This window comes from Achromobacter deleyi (assembly GCF_902859705.1).
Classification (GTDB): domain Bacteria; phylum Pseudomonadota; class Gammaproteobacteria; order Burkholderiales; family Burkholderiaceae_B; genus Achromobacter; species Achromobacter deleyi.
Genome location: NZ_CADIJO010000006.1, coordinates 280,282 through 297,100, shown reverse-complemented (window position 1 = coordinate 297,100; position 16,819 = coordinate 280,282). Strand labels below are relative to the sequence as shown.

18 protein-coding genes and 1 pseudogene are annotated in these 16,819 nt (G+C 67.8%); 8 read left to right on the top strand and 11 right to left on the bottom strand.

The window, feature by feature from the left end; genetic code table 11:
• Together HV798_RS12020 and HV798_RS12015 are read left to right on the top strand one after the other, a co-directional pair.
• A pseudogene (locus tag HV798_RS12020) lies at positions 1–107 on the top strand (amino acid ABC transporter ATP-binding protein); the annotation flags it as partial.
• Between the two features lie 166 nt (positions 108–273).
• The gene (locus HV798_RS12015; protein WP_175196279.1) at positions 274–1,290 is read left to right on the top strand and encodes a Bug family tripartite tricarboxylate transporter substrate binding protein; all 1,017 of its coding nucleotides are present in this window, start codon (positions 274–276) and stop codon (positions 1,288–1,290) included.
• 126 nt (positions 1,291–1,416) lie between these two features.
• Here HV798_RS12015 and HV798_RS12010 read toward each other — a convergent pair whose 3' ends face one another.
• The gene (locus HV798_RS12010; protein ID WP_175196277.1) at positions 1,417–1,776 is read right to left on the bottom strand and encodes a hypothetical protein; all 360 of its coding nucleotides are present in this window, start codon (positions 1,774–1,776) and stop codon (positions 1,417–1,419) included.
• 94 nt (positions 1,777–1,870) lie between these two features.
• Here HV798_RS12010 and HV798_RS12005 point away from each other — a divergent pair, with 94 nt between their 5' ends.
• On the top strand, positions 1,871–2,233 hold the full coding sequence (locus HV798_RS12005; RefSeq protein WP_175196274.1) for a glyoxalase superfamily protein: 363 nt from the start codon (positions 1,871–1,873) through the stop codon (positions 2,231–2,233).
• A gap of 3 nt (positions 2,234–2,236) precedes the next feature.
• On the opposite strand, the gene HV798_RS12000 is transcribed toward HV798_RS12005, so the two are convergent.
• The 8 genes from HV798_RS12000 to gtdA all read right to left on the bottom strand — a co-directional run bounded on the left by HV798_RS12000 (position 2,237) and on the right by gtdA (position 9,925).
• Positions 2,237–3,412 (bottom strand): ABC transporter substrate-binding protein, encoded by a 1,176-nt coding sequence (locus tag HV798_RS12000; RefSeq protein ID WP_175196272.1) that lies wholly within the window; start codon positions 3,410–3,412, stop codon positions 2,237–2,239.
• Positions 3,413–3,440: 28 nt separating this feature from the next.
• Entirely contained in the window at positions 3,441–4,664 is a 1,224-nt protein-coding gene (locus HV798_RS11995; RefSeq protein ID WP_175196270.1) for a 3-hydroxybenzoate 6-monooxygenase, read from the bottom strand.
• A 19-nt stretch (positions 4,665–4,683) separates the two neighbouring features.
• The gene (locus HV798_RS11990) at positions 4,684–6,036 is read right to left on the bottom strand and encodes an FAD-dependent oxidoreductase (RefSeq protein ID WP_175196268.1); all 1,353 of its coding nucleotides are present in this window, start codon (positions 6,034–6,036) and stop codon (positions 4,684–4,686) included.
• 20 nt (positions 6,037–6,056) lie between these two features.
• Positions 6,057–7,061 (bottom strand): Bug family tripartite tricarboxylate transporter substrate binding protein, encoded by a 1,005-nt coding sequence (locus tag HV798_RS11985; RefSeq protein ID WP_175196266.1) that lies wholly within the window; start codon positions 7,059–7,061, stop codon positions 6,057–6,059.
• Positions 7,054–7,452 carry a chorismate mutase gene (locus tag HV798_RS11980; protein WP_175196264.1) on the bottom strand — a complete coding sequence of 133 codons (399 nt, stop codon included), beginning with the start codon at positions 7,450–7,452 and terminating at the stop codon, positions 7,054–7,056. The genes HV798_RS11985 and HV798_RS11980 overlap by 8 nt, the downstream gene beginning before the upstream one ends.
• A complete protein-coding gene (maiA, locus tag HV798_RS11975; RefSeq protein WP_175196262.1) occupies positions 7,449–8,087 on the bottom strand; it encodes a maleylacetoacetate isomerase in 639 nt (212 codons plus the stop codon). Before maiA ends, HV798_RS11980 begins: the two co-directional genes overlap by 4 nt.
• A gap of 12 nt (positions 8,088–8,099) precedes the next feature.
• Positions 8,100–8,798 (bottom strand): fumarylacetoacetate hydrolase family protein, encoded by a 699-nt coding sequence (locus tag HV798_RS11970; protein ID WP_175196260.1) that lies wholly within the window; start codon positions 8,796–8,798, stop codon positions 8,100–8,102.
• 74 nt (positions 8,799–8,872) lie between these two features.
• The gene (gene gtdA / locus HV798_RS11965) at positions 8,873–9,925 is read right to left on the bottom strand and encodes a gentisate 1,2-dioxygenase (protein ID WP_175196257.1); all 1,053 of its coding nucleotides are present in this window, start codon (positions 9,923–9,925) and stop codon (positions 8,873–8,875) included.
• A gap of 212 nt (positions 9,926–10,137) precedes the next feature.
• Here gtdA and HV798_RS11960 point away from each other — a divergent pair, with 212 nt between their 5' ends.
• Positions 10,138–11,073 carry a LysR family transcriptional regulator gene (locus tag HV798_RS11960; RefSeq protein ID WP_025137213.1) on the top strand — a complete coding sequence of 312 codons (936 nt, stop codon included), beginning with the start codon at positions 10,138–10,140 and terminating at the stop codon, positions 11,071–11,073.
• Positions 11,073–11,663 (top strand): hypothetical protein, encoded by a 591-nt coding sequence (locus HV798_RS11955; RefSeq protein WP_175196255.1) that lies wholly within the window; start codon positions 11,073–11,075, stop codon positions 11,661–11,663. Before HV798_RS11960 ends, HV798_RS11955 begins: the two co-directional genes overlap by 1 nt.
• A 16-nt stretch (positions 11,664–11,679) precedes the next feature.
• Here HV798_RS11955 and glpK read toward each other — a convergent pair whose 3' ends face one another.
• Both glpK and HV798_RS11945 read right to left on the bottom strand, forming a co-directional pair.
• Positions 11,680–13,203, bottom strand: coding sequence for a glycerol kinase GlpK (glpK, locus tag HV798_RS11950; RefSeq protein ID WP_175216411.1), 1,524 nt, complete (start codon positions 13,201–13,203; stop codon positions 11,680–11,682).
• Positions 13,190–14,644, bottom strand: coding sequence for a DHA2 family efflux MFS transporter permease subunit (locus HV798_RS11945; RefSeq protein WP_175196251.1), 1,455 nt, complete (start codon positions 14,642–14,644; stop codon positions 13,190–13,192). The genes glpK and HV798_RS11945 overlap by 14 nt, the downstream gene beginning before the upstream one ends.
• A 98-nt stretch (positions 14,645–14,742) precedes the next feature.
• On the opposite strand from HV798_RS11945, the gene HV798_RS11940 reads away from it, so the two are divergent.
• The 3 genes from HV798_RS11940 (at position 14,743) to panC (ending at position 16,756) form a co-directional block, all read left to right on the top strand.
• A complete protein-coding gene (locus HV798_RS11940) occupies positions 14,743–14,931 on the top strand; it encodes a DUF3460 family protein (RefSeq protein ID WP_025137217.1) in 189 nt (62 codons plus the stop codon).
• A 16-nt stretch (positions 14,932–14,947) separates the two neighbouring features.
• The gene (locus HV798_RS11935; protein ID WP_025137218.1) at positions 14,948–15,838 is read left to right on the top strand and encodes a segregation and condensation protein A; all 891 of its coding nucleotides are present in this window, start codon (positions 14,948–14,950) and stop codon (positions 15,836–15,838) included.
• Positions 15,839–15,901: 63 nt separating this feature from the next.
• Complete coding sequence (gene panC, locus HV798_RS11930; protein WP_175196249.1) at positions 15,902–16,756, top strand: pantoate--beta-alanine ligase; 855 nt, start codon at positions 15,902–15,904, stop codon at positions 16,754–16,756.
• The last annotated feature ends 63 nt before the right edge of the window (positions 16,757–16,819 follow it).

Genomic DNA, 16,819 nt, shown 5'->3' with positions numbered 1-16,819 from the left:
TCTTCATGGACCGCGGCGAGATCATCGAGCAGAACAGCCCGGACGAGTTCTTCGACAATCCGCAGAACGAACGCACCAAGCTGTTCCTGAGCCAGATCCTGCATTGATCTGAATCGCGGGCGCTGCACCGTCGATCCCAGGCCGCCTTCCTCTGAAGGCGGCTTTTCTTTTGGTCGAATTCGAGCCGCTTTCGGCGGTAGCCCTTTGTTACGCTGTTCTTCTCGCTGCGGTATGCTACCGACCGCCAATGATGCATCGAGAGGAGAACACGAGATGAAACAGACCCCCCGTAGCGCCCTGCGCCGCGCCTTGCTGGGCGGCGCCGCAGCCCTGGCCGCCACGCTGGCCTTTTCCGCGCCCGTGCTGGCCCAGGCCACCGATTTCCCCACCAAGCCGCTGCGCTTCGTGGTGCCTTACCCGCCCGGCGGCCCGCTGGACACCATGGCCCGCATGCTGGCCGAAAAGGTGCGCGGCTCGCTTGGCCAGCCCGTGATCGTGGAAAACCGCTCGGGCGCGGGCGGCAACATCGGCGCCGACCTGGTGGCCAAGGCCCCGCCCGACGGCTACACCCTGGTGATGGGCGCCGTGGCCACCCACGCCATCAATCCCTGGCTGTTCGCCAACCTGCCTTATGACCCGGTGAAGGACTTCGCGCCCATCACCATCGTGACGTCGGTGCCGAACGTGCTGGTCATGAACGTCGAATTCGCCACCAAGAACAAGATCCAGACGCTGGCCGACCTGATCGACTACGCCAAGAAGAACCCGGGCAAGCTGAACTACGGTTCGGGCGGCAACGGCAGCGCGGGCCATCTGTCGGGCGAACTGCTCAAGGCGCGCGCCGGCATCAACGTCGAGCACATCCCCTACCAGGGCGCCGCACCCGCACAGCTGGCGCTGCTGTCGGGCCAGTCGGACTTCATGTTCGACAACCTGGCGGCCTCGGCACCGCTGATCAAGGACGGCAAGGTCAAGGCGCTGGCCGTGACCACGGCCAAGCGCTCGTCGCTGCTGGCCGATGTGCCCACCGTGGAAGAGTCCGGCATCAAGGGCTTTGACCTGGGCACCTGGTTCGGCGTGTTCGCCACGGGCGGCACGCCCGCGCCGGTGGTGGCCAAGCTGCACAAGGCCTTCGCCGACGCGATGGAACTGCCGGATGTGAAGCAGCGCTCGCTGCTGATGGGCTCGGAAGTGGGTCCGATGACGCCCGAAGCGTTCGCCGAATTCGTCAAGAACGAAAAGGCCAAGTACCAGGAGATCGTGAAGATCTCCGGCGCCAGCCTGAATTGAACGCAGGCGCCTGACGCGTGCGTGCCGGCGATAGGCCGTCGGCTACGTGAGCCTGATGCAAGCCGCGCCCCAGGGCGCGGCTTTTTCCTGGACCGGCCAGATTGCATACGTGGCCGGCCGATGGCGTTACGCCACGGGCGCGGCCAGCAGGTTGTCGACCAGCCGCAGCAGCAGCTTGCGGTCGGTTTCCAGGTCGGTGCAGCCGTACTGGTCGGTCTCGCGATTGACCCAGGCATTGCTCGCGTGCCATTGCTCGCCTTGCGGCTGCAAGGTCACGGCGTAGATCCAGATGCCGGTCCAGCTGCGGTGAAAGCGCAGCACGCCGTCTTCCAGGTAGATGAACCACTTGTCTTCCATTTCCTGCGGTATTCGGCCTTGGCGCAGGCGGGCGTACTGTTCGGCTGTATAGACGGCATCAAAGGGCAGGGCAGTGCGCTTTTTCGGCGCGGGCAGGTGCTTCCAGGAAGCGGCTTGGGCGTCGGGCATGGGGGAGATTTGATTTATGCTTGGGCAGGCGCGTGCGGTTTTCGCGGCGCACCGGTAGTCCTGTGCGCGACCCTTCGTATACTAAGGCCAGACCATGCATTTGTCCCCCGCCATTCCCATCCTGCGTATCTTTTCGGAAGAAAAGGCGCGCGAGTTCTATCTGGATTTTCTGGGCTTTGAATGGGACTGGGAACACCGCTTTGAACCCGGCCTGCCGCTGTACGCGCAGGTGCACCGCGGTGACCTGGTGCTGCACCTCAGCGAGCATCATGGCGACGCCACGCCCGGCTCTGCGATCTTCGTGCGTACGCAGGGCGTGGATGCCTACCAGGCCGAATTGATCGCCAAGCAATACGGCTATGCGCGCCCCGGCATCGAAGACGCGCCCTGGGGCCGGCTGCTGCAGGTCACCGACCCCTTCGGCAACCGGCTGACGTTCTGCGAATCGCGGGATTAGGGCCTACATCTTGCAGTCGGCCGCATGCACGTCGGTGTGGTCGCGCGCAATCACCTTGAGGTTCTTGTAGACCAGCTTGCCGTCGGGGCCGGTCTCGATGTGCAGCAGGTACCAGTCCTGCACGGGATGCTGGTTGGGGCCGAACTTGAACTTGCCGCGCACGCTGGGGAAGTCGGCGCGGCGCAGTGCGTCGCGGAAGGCGTCGGGCTTGCCGGCGATGTCGCCGCCCGCGGCCTTCAGGGCCGTGCCGATCAGGTTGGCGGTGTCGTAGGCCTGCGCGGCATAGGCGGTGGGCGCGCGGTTGTAGGCCTGGGTGAAGGCCTGGACGAAATGCTTGTTCTGCGGGTTGTCCAGGTCTGCGCTCCACAGCGAACTCAGGTAAAAGCCCTTGCCCGCGGTGCCGGTGGCGGCCAGCATGCGCTCGTCCATCGAATAGATCGGGGTGATCATCTTGATCTTGCCGTCCAGCCCGGAATTGGCGAACTGCTTGGTCAGGTTGATGCCCGCGCCGCCCGGGTGGAACTGGAAGATGGCGTCGGGCGCCAGCGACCGTACGCGCGCCAGTTCGACCGAGAAATCGGCCTGGTCCAGCTTGGTGTAGATCTCTTCGGCGATCTCGCCCTTGTAGGTGCGCTTGAAGCCCGCCACGGCGTCGCGCCCGGCCTGGTAGTTGGGCGCCATGACGACGACGCGCTTGGCGCCCAATTCGTTGGCGGCCATGCCGGCGGTGTCGGCGTACGAATCGTTCTGGAACGACACCGAGAAGTAGTTGGGGTTGCAGGCCTTGCCGGCGTAGTTGGATGGCCCGGCGTTCAGGCTGACATAGAAGCCGCCGGCGTTGAGCACGGTGGGTGCCACCGCGGCCAGCACGTTGGAGAAATTGACGCCTGTGAACAGGCGCACGCCGCCCTGCACCATCTTGTCGGCGATCTGCTTGGCATTGGCCGGCTTGAGCGCGTCGTCTTCGACCCGCACGTTTACCGGCACGCCGCCCAGCTTGCCGCCGCCTTCCTTGACGGCCAGCATGAAGGCGTCGCGCTCGTCCTCGCCGATATAGCCGGCGGGCGTGGACAGCGTGCCGATGAAGCCGATGTCCACGGGCTTTTGCTGGGCCTGGGCGGCCAGGGCTGCCGTTGCCAGCAGCGCCGCGGCGGCGCCGCGGATGGTGGGGTGTGTCATGGTTGTCTCCTCCTTGCCTGCCGTTTTTCTACGGCTCGATGGGTCCCGCGAGACAGTTCTCCACTTTCCAGCCATAGAGCCACTGCAACGCGTCGTAGAACTGGGACTGGCTGCGGCCGGTCCACAGCATGTTGCGCACGGTGCGTTCGACGCCCCGCGCGTGATACAGGCGGCCCATTTCGCGGGTCGACCAGACCACGCGCGCGCTGCGCGGAATGCGCACCGATTCGTACAGGCGGAAAGCGGCTTCCAGATCGTGATCGCAGCGCTTGACGGCTTCGCCCAGCGTCACCGCATCTTCCAGCGCCATGCAGGCGCCCTGGGCCATGTATTGCGTCATCGGATGGGCGGCGTCGCCCAGGATCGTGACGCGGCCCTGGCCCCAGTGTTCGACCGGCTCGCGGTCGGCGGTGGCCCAGCGTTTCCATGACGTGGGGCGGTCCAGCATCTGGTGCGGCCGCGGGTGGATGCCCTGGAAGTACGACAGCACTTCTTCCTTGCTGCCTTCGCGCACGCCCCATTGTTCTTCTTCGCGGCTGTGGAAGGTCACGACCAGGTTGTATTGCTGGCCGCCGCGCAAGGGGTAGTGCACCAGATGGCAGTGCGGCCCGGCCCACAGCACCGGCGCGTTGATGCGCAGTTCCTCGGGCATGTTGTCGCGTTCCACCACGGCGCGGTAGACCACGTGGCCGGTCACGCGCGCCGGATCGCCGATCAGGCGTTCGCGGATGACGGACTTCACGCCATCGGCGCCCACCACGGCATCGGCCTGGTAGCGGTTGCCGTCGGTGTCGACCACTTCGACCCGCCGGCCGTCCTGGGACACGCTGGATATCTGGGTCGAGGTGCGAAAGCGGATCAGCGGATTCTGCTGCACGGCTTCCAGGATGGACAGGTGGATGTCCGCGCGGTGAATCACGGCATAGGGGCCGTTGAAGCGCTCGCGAAACGCCGCGCCGGTGTCGATGCGCACCACTTCGCGGGCATCGACCGCGTCCATCATGATGATGTGGTCGGTGAATACCGCCCGCTGGCGCGCGGTGGCGCCCACGCCCAGCGCGTCCAGCGCGGCAAAGGCGTTGGGGCCCAGCTGGATGCCGGCGCCGATTTCGCCGATGTGCGCGGCTTGTTCCAGCAACTGCACCGCGATGCCCTGGCGGGTCAGCGCCAGCGCGGCGGCCAGGCCGCCGATGCCGCCGCCCACGACGATCACGGATTGCGGGGAAGTAGAGACTGCCGGTGTTGCGTTCATTGCCAAGTTCCTTGCAGGTTCATTCCTGGCGGCCCAGGAAGGCGCCCTGGCTTTCCAGCTGCGTCTGCAGCGCCGCCACGGGCACGTCGGCCGGCGCGATGCCGGCGCGCAGCGCCATCGCCGATGCCGTGCCGGCCGCTTCGCCCATGACGAAGCAGCTGCCGCTGACACGCGCCGCCGACTGGCCTTCGTGCGTCATCGAGGCGCAGCGCCCGGCCACCAGCACGTTGCCGGCCACGCCCGCGCCGCGGCGCGGCACCATCATGCGAAACGGCAGCTGGTTGTAGCCGCGCGATTCGGGAATGGGCGGCCACATCCATTGCACGTCGCCGGCCGTGTGCATTTCCAGCGGCCAGCCGTTCACGCCGATGCTGTCTTCGAAATCGGCGCAGCCGAGGACGTCCTCCTTGGTCAGCACGGCTTCGCCGACGATACGGCGGGTTTCGCGGATGCCCAGTTGCGGGGCGATGTCCAGCACATAGGCCTGCTCGAAACCCGGCACCTTGGCGCGCAGGAAGGCCAGGTACTGCGTGATCTGGCGGCGGCCTTCCAGTTCGCCGGCCGACAGCGACGCGGCGTCGGTGCCGTCGGCCGCGCTGCCGTCGGCGTTGGCCAGTTGCGTGACGTTGACGCGCCATTCGTAGTCATGCTTTTGCGGCCGCACGATGGCGCCGCGCCGCGGAAAGGTGAACTCGCCGCTGGCCGCGGCCTGGTCCATCAGCAGCGGAATCGTCTTCCAGGCTTCCTGGGCGCGGACGCCGTCGACGTTGCCGACCTTGAACATCAGCGTGGGGTAGAGCATGTGCCCCTGGGCATCGCCTTTCTCGAAGGGCAGGCCGCCCCACTGGGCGATGTCGGCATCGCCCGAGCAGTCGATGAAGACCTTGCCGCGCACCGCGCAGCGGCCCGACTTGGTTTCCAGGAACAGCGCGTCGACATTGCCCGCCGCGTCGCGCGTCAGGCCGGTGGCCAGGGCGTGGAACAGGATCTGCGCGCCGCTGTCCTGCACCATGCCGTCGGCCGCGCACTTGAAGGCCGAGATGTCGTAGGCCTGGGCGTGGATCTTGCCCAGGATCAGGTGCGGGTCGTTCAGGCCGTCCAGCGCGCGCATGCGGTCCAGCAGCTCGTCGGTCATGCCGTGCACCACCTGGCGGATGTCGCCGTGGATGTTGGCATGCAGGCCGCAGAAGTTGGACACCCCCGCGGCCGTGCCCATGCCGCCCAGAAAGCCGTAGCGCTCCACCAGCAGCACGCGGGCGCCGTTGCGGGCGGCGCTGGCGGCCGCGAGAATGCCGGCGGGGCCGCCGCCCAGCACCACGACGTCGTATTCGCCGTACAGCGGGATCTGGCGGGCGGGTTCGGTAATGCTCATGCTTGTCTCCTTGCGCAACGCTATTGGCCCTTGATGCCGAGCTTCTTGATCAGGGGCTCCCAGCGCTTGAGTTCGTCGTCCATGTAGGCGCGGAATTCAGCCGGGCTGCTGCCCACGGGGTCCATGAATTGCGCTTGCAGGCGCTTGACGACTTCCGGGTCGCGGATCGCCTGGATCAGCGCGTCGGACAGCTTTTTCTGGATGTCGGCCGGCACCTTGGACGAGATCACGAAACCGATCCAGGCCGAGCCTTCGATGCCCGGCACGCCGGCTTCGGCCAGCGTGGGAATCTCGGGCAAGAGGCCCGAGCGCTTGGACGACGTGACGGCCAGCGCCTTCAGGCGGCCATCCTTGACCATCGGCATCACGGCGATGGGCGGCAGCGCGGCGAACTGCGTGTCGCCCGACAGCAGCGAGGTCAGCGCGGCGGGCGACGACGGATAGGGCACGTGCGTGGCGCGCGCGCCGATCTGCTGCAGCAGCAGTTCCACGGCCAGGTGCGACACGGTGCCGGCGCCCGGCGAGGGGAAGTTGTACTTGTCCGGGTTCTTCTTCAGTGCCTCCAGCAATTGGCCGACGTTGGCAATGCCGGCGGTGGCCGGCACCACCAGCACGTTGGGCTGGTGCACCGCCAGCGTCAGGGGCGCCAGGTCGGTGGCCGGCGCATAGGGCAGCTTGTCGAACAGCAGCGTGTTGTTCACCAGGGGGCCGGTGATGGACACGCCGAAGGTGTAGCCGTCGGGCTTGGCGTTGGCGATGGCGAAGGTGCCGATGTTGCCGCTGGCGCCGGGCTTGTTTTCCACCACCACGGTCTGGCCCAGGATGGCGCCGGCCTTCTCGCCGACGATGCGCGCCACCTGGTCGGGGCTGGAGCCCGGGCCGAACGGCACGATGGCCTTGAGCGGCTGCGTCGGCCAGGCATCGGCGGCCTGCGCCGCGCCCAGCGGCGCCAGCGCGATCAGGCCCAGGGCCAGGGCGCGTGCCGCGGCACCGCGCGCTCGGGTCAGGGGGGTGAAATCACGCATGCTTGTCTCCCACGATTCTCATGGTGTTGAAATAGGTTTGTTCATTGGCGATGAAGGCCGCGACCATCGCGCGGTAGGCGGCGTCCACCACCTGGTCCAGGTTCTCGAAGCCGCGGTCGTGGCGTTCGGCCAGGCGCCGCACCTTCTCGAAGACCTCGGCCTGGCGGGCCGGGGCGCTGACCTGGAAGGCGTCGCGCTTGAAGCGCGCGGCGTCTTTCACGTACATGGCGCGTTCGGCCATCAGCCGCACGATCTCGTCATCGAGCCGATCGATGTTGGCGCGTACCTCGGACAGGGTCGCGCACAGGGGCCGGTAGGCGGGGTCGGTGTACTCGCGCAGCGGTGCGCCCTGGGGGTCGGGCTCCTGGCCCGGGGTGGCTTGGCGGCTCATTTGACGTAGTCCGGCTGGTTGGCGGGCGCGGCCTGCTGGAAGGCGGGCTGGGCGGTGCAATGCGCATAGACGCGCAGCGCGTTCGGGTAGGCCGACAGGTCGCAGCCCATGCGCTGGGCGTTGGCCACTTGCGGCACCAGGCAGCAGTCGGCCAGCGTCGGCGCATCGCCAAAGCAATAGGCGCCGTGGCCGTGGCGGGCCAGCAGGGTCTCGACCGCCGTCAGGCCTTCGCGGATCCAGTGGTGGTACCAGGCGTTCTTCTGGGCCTCGGTGGCGCCCAGTTCTTCCTGCAGGTAGCGCAGGATGCGCATGTTGTTGACCGGATGGATATCGCAGGCAATGGCGTCGGACAGTTCCAGCACGCGGGCGCGCTCGCGCGCATCCTGCGGAATCAGGCGCGGGGTGGGGTGCGTGGCGTCCAGGTAGTCGATGATGGCCAGCGACTGCGACAGCGAGAAATCGCCGTCGGTCAAGAGCGGCACGCCGGCCGACGGGTTGATGGCGACGTAGTCGGCGGCGCGCTGTTCCTGCTTGCGCAGGTTGATGGGCAGCACCTCGAACGCCACGCCCTTCAGGGCCAGCGCGATGCGCACGCGGTACGAGGTGGAGCTGTTGAAGAAGCTGTGCAGTTGCATGGGGCCTCCGGCTCAGTCGATGCGCACGCTGAGCGTGCCCAGGCCGTCCACGCCGCCGACCATCGTGTCGCCGCGCACCACCGGGCCCACGCCTTCGGGGGTGCCGGTGTAGATCAGGTCGCCGGCTTCCAGGCGGAAGTACCTGGACAGGTAGGCGATGGTTTCGGCGACCGACCAGATCAGCTTGCCGATGTCGCTGCGTTGCTTGTCCTTGCCGTTGACCTGCAGCCAGATGGCCGCCTGGTGTATGCCGGCGACGTCGGCCGCGCGGTGCAGCGGGCCGATCGGGGCGCTTTGGTCGAAGGCCTTGCCCAGTTCCCACGGGCGGCCGGCTTCGCGCATCTTCATCTGCAGGTCGCGGCGGGTCATGTCCAGGCCGACGGCATAGCCCCACACGTGTTGCAGTGCCGCTTCGACGGCAATGTTCGCGCCGCCTTGGCCGATGGCCGCGACCAGTTCGATCTCGTAGTGCAGGTTGGCGGTTTCGGGCGGGTAGGGCAGCGACAGCGTGGTGTCCGGGGCCACCGGCACCACGGCGTCGGCCGGCTTGCAGAAGAAGAAGGGCGGTTCGCGGTCGGGGTCGAAGCCCATCTCGCGGGCATGGGCGGCGTAGTTGCGGCCCACGCAGTAGACGCGGCGCACGGGGAAGCGGTCGGCGCTGCCGGCGACGGGCACGGCAACGGGAGCGGCGGGATCAAAGACAAAAGACATGGGTCACCTTGTAGGAATGCGGGGCCGGCGCCCGCGCGGGTGCCGGCCGAAATGAGGCGGGGAACGCGGGGCGTTCAGGCGATGCGTTCTTCGCGCCACAGGCCCAGGGCGTCCTGCACCGGGCGGTCGGAATAGCTGAACAGCGTGGCGTCGTCCAGCGCCGCCAGCTGCACCGGCAGCCACGACGGCGCCACGAACACGTCGCGCGGGCCGAAGTGGAATTCGGCGTCGCCGATGCGCGCCGTGCCACGGCCTTCGACCACGCTGTAGACGGTGGAGTCGGTGCTGCGAAATGGCTTGCCCTGAAAGCCCGCGGGCAGCAGCTGCATGAAGGTGGCCATGGTGGGCATGGGGTAGCCGCCGGTGCCCGGGTTCAGGTAGCGCAGCTTCACGCCATCCCAGGGGTCGAGCTCGCCGTGGCGGTAGAGCGAATCCAGGGCTTCGCGGCTGCGCTCGTAGGGGTAGTTGAAGATCGGCGAGGTGCCGCCGGCCGCGCGATGCCGCACGGGCGCCATGTTGTGGCCAAAGCGCGCCATGCTGTCGCCTTCGGGGCGCGTGACGGGCTGCGTGGCCGACGGGTAGTTCTCGGCAAAGCCCGCGTCCAGGAAGCGCAGCAGCGGAATGTCCAGGCCGTCCAGCCACACCACGGGTTCGCCGCCGTCGACCGTTTCGGCGTTGCCGTGGTCGTGCCAGGTCCAGGACGGCGTGATGATGAAGTCGCCCGGGTGCATGGTGGTGCGTTCGCCGTTGACCGCGGTGTAGGCGCCGCGGCCTTCGACGATGAAACGCAGGGCCGACTGGGTGTGGCGATGGCTGGGCGCGATTTCGCCGGGCAGGATCAGCTGCAGGCCGGCGTACAGGCTTTGCGTGATGCTGGCCTGGCCGGGCAGGCCGGGGTTCTCCAGGATCAGCACGCGGCGCACGGCCTCTTCGGCGGTGATGAGCGAGCCCGAGGCCAGCACGTCATCGCGCACGTCGTCGTATTTCCAGATGGCGGGCACGCAGCGCGGCGCTGGGTGGCGCGGCACCAGGTTGTGCAGCGATTCCCACAGGGGAGCCATGTGTTTCTGCGCGATGCGCGCGTAATAGGCGGCGCGGTCCGCGCCGGTGGAATGGCTGTCGGGCATGCTTGTCTCCTGTGGAGCCGGCATCGAGGCCAACTCTCTTCTAGGCATGGCCCGCCGCTGCAAGGGGCGCGGCGGGTCCTGATGTGGAGACGATTATGCGGAACGAGCTATGTGTTTAATAATGAAATTATCTTATTATCCATACCAATAACCATATACGTACGGCGCCGCCCGGCCCACGTACGACACCTCACAAGAGACAAGAGGGCGCCATGGACTGGACCCACCGCCTGCGCCTGCGCAACCTGAAAATGTTGCTCAGCCTGGCCCAGACCCGCAACATCAGCCACTCGGCCGCCATGCTCAACACGACCCAGCCGGGCCTGTCGAAATGGCTGAAGGACCTGGAAGACGATATCGGCCTGCCGCTGTTCGAGCGCCATGCGCGCGGCCTGCGGCCCACGCCGCATGGCGACGTGCTGATCGCGCATGCGCAGCGGGTCGAGGCGCAGCTGGACCGCGCCAGCGCCGACATGGCCGCGCTGCGCGAAGGCGGCGGCGGTCGGGTGGTGATCGGCGCGTCGGGCGCTTCCGCGTCCGACACCGTGCCGCTGGCGGTGATGAAACTGTTGGAACGCATGCCGCAGGCGCGCGTGAAGCTGGTGGAAGGCACCACCGACCGCCTGTTGGCGCAACTGGCCCAGGGCGACCTGGACATCGTGGTGGGCCGTTCGGCGCCCGAGCACCACGACCCCGCCATCCGCTTCGAAGCCCTGTACCTTGAACCGATCCACCTGGTGGCGCGGCCGCGCCATCCGCTGTTCGCGCTGGAACAGCCGGGCTGGCCGGACCTGCTGTCGTACCGCTGGATCCTCTGGCCCAAGGGCACTCCCATCCGCAACGCGGTCGACGCCGCGCTGGCCGCGGCCGGGCAGGCGCCGCCCGCGGATCACGTGGAATCCAACTCGGTCACCATCAACCTCACCTTGATCAACAACAGCGACATGATCGGCGTGGCCTCGCATCGCGCCGCGCTGCGCTTCGCGCAGATGAAGGCGATGCGCATCATCCCGGTGCGGCTGTCGGGCTTCGGTTCCGTGGCGATGTACTGGCGCGAAGACGCCTTTCGCCCGGCCGCCGTGCAGGAAGCCATGGCGGCGCTGCGCAAGACGGTGGCCGAACACGCCCCGGGCGTGACGAGGCTGTGATGGCCGCCAGCCCGGGCCTGAACGCGCTGATCGCGCAGTGCCGCAAGCTGGAAGCGGCGCTGCGGGACGAGGCCGGGCGCGAGGATGGCGCGGCGCCGGAACGGGAGCGCCGCGCTGCCGCCACGTCCACCGCCATGCATCGCTTCATCGCCGACATGGACGCGCGCCAGACGCCGCCCGGTCTGTGGTCGCCGCTGGTGCTGGCGGTGTTGACGATGGTCGGGGGCATCGGCGTGGGCATCGGCCTGTTGAGCCTGCTGCTGCGCCCCGCGGGGCCGGCGTTGGCGGCCTTTGCGCTGGTGCTGGCCTGCGCGGTCACCGCGCTGGCGCTGGCCATCGGCGTGGTGGCTTTCATGGGCGGCCACGCGTTCGGTCTGGTGCTGCTCAAGCGCACCGCACTGACCCTGGCGGCCAGCGGCACCCTGGGGCTGATCGCCTGGTCGCAGGGGGATATGCGGGCCGTGGGCCCGGTGGTCGCCTTGCTCGGCGGCGCGGGCGCCTGGCTGCTGATGAACAGCAATGCGTTCTATGTGTTCGCGGGCTACCAGATGGCGCGGCGCGTGATGCAGGCGCAGGCGCGGCGGCGTTAGCCGCCGTCCGGCTGACCTAGTTGGCGGTGTTGGACCAGCCCTTGGACAGTTCCACCGCCTGGCGCCAGCGTTTCATGCGGGCGTCGCGCACCGATTGCGGCCAGGACGGTTCGAACGTGCGTTCGGCCTGCCACTTGGAGGCGAATTCGTCCTGATCGGACCAGAAGCCGACCGCCAGCCCGGCCAGGCCGGCCGCGCCCAGCGCGGTGGATTCCGGCACCCGCGGGCGCACCACGGGCACGCCCAGCAGGTCGGCCTGCATCTGCATCAGCAGGTCGTTGCGGGCGGCGCCGCCGTCCACCCGTAGCTCGGTCAGCGCGATGCCGCTGTCGCCGTTCATGCAGGTGAGCAGTTCGGCGCTTTGCAGCGCGATGGATTCGAGCGTGGCGCGGGCGATGTGGGCGCGGGTGGTGCCGCGCGTCAGGCCCACCAGCGTGCCTCGGGCGTAAGGGTCCCAGTGCGGCGCGCCCAGGCCGGCAAAGGCCGGCACCATGAAGACGTCGTCGGTGTCGGCCACGCTGGCGGCCAGCGATTCGATTTCCTCGGACCGCTGGATGATGCCCAGCCCGTCGCGCAGCCACTGCACCGCGGCGCCGGCCACGAACACGCCGCCTTCCAGCATGTAGGTGGGGCGCCAGGCGTCCTGGCCCTGGGCCGGCAGGCCCCAGCCGACGGTGGACAGGAGGTGGTTATGCGACTGCACCGGCTGGTCGCCGACGTTCATCAGCATGAAGCACCCGGTGCCGTAGGTGTTCTTGGCCATGCCCGGCTTGAAGCAGGCCTGGCCGAAGGTGGCGGCCTGCTGGTCGCCCGCCACGCCGGCGATGGGAATGGACCCGCCCAGCCATTCGGGCAGCGCCTCGCCCACCACCGCGCTGCTGGGCGCGATGGCCGGCAGCACGCTGCGCGGAATGTTGAGCAGCGCCAGGATCTCGTCGTTCCAGTCTTGCGTATGCAGGTCGAACAGCATCGTGCGCGACGCGTTGCTGGGGTCGGTGCTGTGTACCGCGCCGCCCGTCAGCTGCCACACCAGCCAGGTGTCGACGGTGCCGAAGGCCAGTTCGCCGCGCTCGGCCTTCTGGCGCGCGCCGGGCACGTGGTCCAGCAGCCAGGCCAGCTTGGTGCCCGAGAAATAGGCGTCCAGCACCAGGCCCGTGCGTGCCTGCAGGAAGTCGGCGTGGCCGTCCGCGCGCAGCTGGTCGCACAGCGGCGCCGTGCGGCGGTCCTGCCAGACGATGGCGCGGGCCAGCGGGCGGCCGGTGGCGCGTTCCCAGATCAGGGTGGTTTCACGCTGGTTGGTGATGCCGATGGCGGCCACGTCGGCGGCGCTGGCGGCGGCGTTGCGCAAGGCTTCGCGGGCCACGTCCAGCTGGCTGTGCCAGATTTCGCCGGGGTCGTGCTCGACCCAGCCCGGCCGCGGGTAGTGCTGGCGGAATTCGCGTTGGCCGATGCCGCGCACCACGCCGTCGCGATCGAACACGATGGCGCGGGAGCTGGTGGTGCCCTGGTCCAGGGCTAGGACAAATTCATTCGTCGTCACTTTGTTTGGCGCCGTTCAGGTGTGCCCCGGCCAGAGGATCGAGGCGTCTAAAGGAAAAGACCGAGGCCGCGCACAGCAGGCCGATGACGATGAAGCCGGCGATGACGTCGCCGACCGCCAGTGTTTCGGCGCCGCGCAGCGTCATGCTGATGTTCAGCGTGACGGCGGCCACACCCACGCCAAGGCTGATGCCCAGTTGCTGCGCCATGGCGGCGAAGCTGCTGGCGCGGCTCATCTTGGCAGGGGGGATGTCGGCATAGGTTAGCGTATTTACCCCGGTGAACTGCAGCGACCGGAAGAAGCCGCCGACCAGCAGGATGGCGATCAGCAGCCACACCGGCGTGGCGGGCGTGAACGTGGCGCACACCATGATGAAGGTGCCGGTCAGCACCGCGTTCACGGTCAGCACCCGGCGAAAGCCGAAGTGGCGCACGATGGGCGTGGCGACGAATTTCATCAGCAGGGCGCCGGCCGCGCTGGCAAAGGTGATCAGGCCGGCCGAGAACGGCGACAGGCCGAAGCCCACCTGCAGCAGCATCGCCAGCAGGAAGGGCGTGGCGCCCACGGCGAAGCGGCACAGATTGCCGCCCAGGGTCGAGATGGCGAAGGTGGGAATGCGCATCAGCGACAGGTCGATGATGGCGTAGTCGATGCGCCGCGCGTGCCAGGCATAGGCCAGGCCGCAGGCCGCGCCCAGCGCGATCAGGCCCAGCAGGGCGGGCAGCGGCATCACGTCGCGGCCGATGGCCTCGAAGCCGCTGACCAGCGCGGCCAGGCACACGGCGCTGAGCAGAAAGCCCAGCCAGTCCAGGCGCGGCGCGGTCTCTTCCTTGATTTCGGCCACGAAGCGCAGCACCAGGGCGATGCCCAGCACGCCGATGGGGATGTTGATCAGGAAGATCCAGTGCCACGACATGTAGGTGACCATGAAGCCGCCCAGCGGCGGCCCGATCACCGGCCCCAGCAGCGCCGGGATCGACAGGAACGACATGGCCTTGAGCAGGTCCTGCTTGGGCACGGTGCGCAGGAGGATGATGCGCCCCACCGGCACCATCATGGCCCCGGCCATGCCCTGGATGACCCGGGCGATGACCAGCTGGGGCAGGTCCTGCGACAGGGCGCAGGCCACCGAACTGAGCGTGAACAGGCCGATCGCGGCCACGAACACCCGGCGCGCGCCGTAGCGGTCGGCCGCCCAGCCGCTGACCGGCACGAACACGGCCACCGACAGCAGGTAGGAGGTAATGGCCACGTTCAGGCGCACCGGGGTCGATCCCAGGGCCCGGGCCATGGCCGGCAGGGCGGTGGCCACGACGGTGGCGTCCAGCATCTGCATGAACAGCGCGCAGCCCACGATGAAGGGGATCATTCGCGCCGCGCGTGCCGCGTCCGGGGTCGAGGGGGGAGCGGGATTGGCTGCGGCTGCGGATTCTGCGGACATGGCGGGAGGGGGCGTTGGGAGCCAAAAGATTGTAACGCCGGGGCCCGGTCCCGCGTGAAGTAAACTCCGGGTATCCGAAACCCAATGAAATTGGTGCCATGGCGACCAACTACGAATCCGAGATCACCCTTTTCCTGAAAGACTTCAAGCAGTCGCATCCTGGCACCGAAGAACGCCAGCGCGAAGGCCGTGCCCGTCTTTGGGACAAGCCGCAAGACGCGGAGCTGCTGGAAGGCTTCCGCGCGGCCCGCGTGCCGCAAAAGCCGTACGTGTATCAGGCCGACTGATCTCGTTGCGGCAACCATGGCCCACCCCCCCTCCGTCCCGGGCGATGCCCTGGCCGCGCTAGTGGAACCGCCCGTCGACAGCACCCCCGACACGATAGACAGCGTCGCTTTCGCGCGTCTGTACGGCGAGCCGCTGTTCCAGATGCCGACGGACCTGTACATTCCGCCGGACGCGCTGGAGATCTTCCTCGAGGCGTTCGAGGGGCCGCTGGACCTCTTGCTCTACCTGATCCGCAAACAGAACTTCAATGTGCTGGACATCCCCATGGCGGATGTCACGCGGCAGTATCTGTCCTATGTCGACCAGATCCGCATCCACAACCTTGAGCTGGCGGCTGAATACCTGCTCATGGCGGCGATGCTGATCGAGATCAAGTCGCGCATGCTGCTGCCGGTGAAAAAGACCGACACCGGCGAAGAACCCGAAGATCCGCGCGCCGAACTCGTGCGCCGCCTGCTCGAATACGAGCAGATGAAGCTGGCCGCCCAGAAGCTGGACGCCATGCCCCAGCTGGGCCGCGACTTCGTCAGCAGCCACGCCGTGGCCGACCTGAGCGTCGAGCGCATGCTGCCCGAAGTCAGTGTCGATGACCTGCGCGAAGCCTGGGCCGACATCATGAAGCGGGCCAAGCTCAACCAGCACCACCACATCACGCGCGAGCAATTGTCGGTGCGCGACCACATGACGCACATCCTGCGGCGCCTGAATGACGTGCGCTTCATGGAATTCGGCGACCTGTTCATGGAACGCGTGCGCGAAGGCGCGCCCGCCGCCGTCGTCGTGGTGCACTTCATCGCCATGCTGGAACTGGCCCGTGAATCCTTGCTGGAAATCACGCAGGCCGAACCCTATGCTCCCATCTACGTGCGCCTGGCCTATACCAGCGTCGCGGCGGTCGCGGCCTAGGCCCAGCCTTTCGTCAACAGGCCCTGAACCTGACCGGGCTGCCGCCATCCCCGGAGAATTCCCTTGAAAGTCGTACACACCATCCAGGAATTGCGCGATCAACTGCGCGGCCAGAACCGCGTGTCGTTCGTGCCCACCATGGGCAACCTGCACGAAGGCCATCTGGCGCTGATGAAACTGGCGCGCCAGCATGGCGACCCGGTCGTGGCCAGCATCTTCGTGAACCGCCTGCAATTCGGGCCCAACGAAGACTTCGACCAGTATCCGCGCACCCTGGCGGCCGACATCGAAAAGCTGGAACGCGAGCGCGACGTCTATGTGCTGTTCGCGCCCAACGAGCGCGAGATGTATCCCGAGCCGCAGAATTACCGCGTGCAGCCGCCCGACGACCTGGGCGACATCCTGGAAGGCGAGTTCCGCCCGGGCTTTTTCGCTGGCGTCAGCACCGTGGTGCTCAAGCTGTTTTCCTGCGTGCAGCCGCGCGTGGCCGTGTTCGGCAAGAAGGACTACCAACAGCTGATGGTGGTGCGCAACATGTGCCGCCAGTTCCAGCTGCCCGTCGAGGTGCTGGCGCACGAAACGGTGCGCGCCGACGACGGTCTGGCCCTGTCGTCGCGCAACCGCTACCTGACCGAGGGCGAACGCGCCGAAGCCCCGGCGTTGTACGCGCAATTGCAGACGATCGGCCAGCGCCTGGCCGCGGGCGAACGCGATGCGGCCGCCCTGGAACGCGATGCCACCCAGGCCCTGACTGCCCGTGGCTGGCAGGTGGACTACATTGCCCTGCGCCGCCAGCGCGACCTCAAGCGCCCGGAAGCCGCCGACCTGCAGGCCGGCGAGCCGGTGGTGGTGCTGGCCGCCGCCAAGCTCGGCGCAACCCGCCTGATCGACAATCTGGAACTGTCCTACGCCGCGTAGGGCACTGCCTGGGAGGGGCGGGCACCCCTATCAGAATTGCCAGCTTACGGTGCCGTCGGGCGC

What these genes read in the sequence shown, in the direction of transcription:
- HV798_RS12015 (WP_175196279.1), top strand. Translation starts at nt 274, where the DNA reads ATGAAACAGACCCCCCGTAGCGCCCTGCGCCGCGCCTTGCTGGGCGGC.
- HV798_RS12010 (WP_175196277.1), bottom strand. Translation starts at nt 1,776, where the DNA reads ATGCCCGACGCCCAAGCCGCTTCCTGGAAGCACCTGCCCGCGCCGAAA.
- HV798_RS12005 (WP_175196274.1), top strand. Translation starts at nt 1,871, where the DNA reads ATGCATTTGTCCCCCGCCATTCCCATCCTGCGTATCTTTTCGGAAGAA.
- HV798_RS12000 (WP_175196272.1), bottom strand. Translation starts at nt 3,412, where the DNA reads ATGACACACCCCACCATCCGCGGCGCCGCCGCGGCGCTGCTGGCAACG.
- HV798_RS11995 (WP_175196270.1), bottom strand. Translation starts at nt 4,664, where the DNA reads ATGAACGCAACACCGGCAGTCTCTACTTCCCCGCAATCCGTGATCGTC.
- HV798_RS11990 (WP_175196268.1), bottom strand. Translation starts at nt 6,036, where the DNA reads ATGAGCATTACCGAACCCGCCCGCCAGATCCCGCTGTACGGCGAATAC.
- HV798_RS11985 (WP_175196266.1), bottom strand. Translation starts at nt 7,061, where the DNA reads ATGCGTGATTTCACCCCCCTGACCCGAGCGCGCGGTGCCGCGGCACGC.
- HV798_RS11980 (WP_175196264.1), bottom strand. Translation starts at nt 7,452, where the DNA reads ATGAGCCGCCAAGCCACCCCGGGCCAGGAGCCCGACCCCCAGGGCGCA.
- maiA (WP_175196262.1), bottom strand. Translation starts at nt 8,087, where the DNA reads ATGCAACTGCACAGCTTCTTCAACAGCTCCACCTCGTACCGCGTGCGC.
- HV798_RS11970 (WP_175196260.1), bottom strand. Translation starts at nt 8,798, where the DNA reads ATGTCTTTTGTCTTTGATCCCGCCGCTCCCGTTGCCGTGCCCGTCGCC.
- gtdA (WP_175196257.1), bottom strand. Translation starts at nt 9,925, where the DNA reads ATGCCCGACAGCCATTCCACCGGCGCGGACCGCGCCGCCTATTACGCG.
- HV798_RS11960 (WP_025137213.1), top strand. Translation starts at nt 10,138, where the DNA reads ATGGACTGGACCCACCGCCTGCGCCTGCGCAACCTGAAAATGTTGCTC.
- HV798_RS11955 (WP_175196255.1), top strand. Translation starts at nt 11,073, where the DNA reads ATGGCCGCCAGCCCGGGCCTGAACGCGCTGATCGCGCAGTGCCGCAAG.
- HV798_RS11945 (WP_175196251.1), bottom strand. Translation starts at nt 14,644, where the DNA reads ATGTCCGCAGAATCCGCAGCCGCAGCCAATCCCGCTCCCCCCTCGACC.
- HV798_RS11940 (WP_025137217.1), top strand. Translation starts at nt 14,743, where the DNA reads ATGGCGACCAACTACGAATCCGAGATCACCCTTTTCCTGAAAGACTTC.
- HV798_RS11935 (WP_025137218.1), top strand. Translation starts at nt 14,948, where the DNA reads ATGGCCCACCCCCCCTCCGTCCCGGGCGATGCCCTGGCCGCGCTAGTG.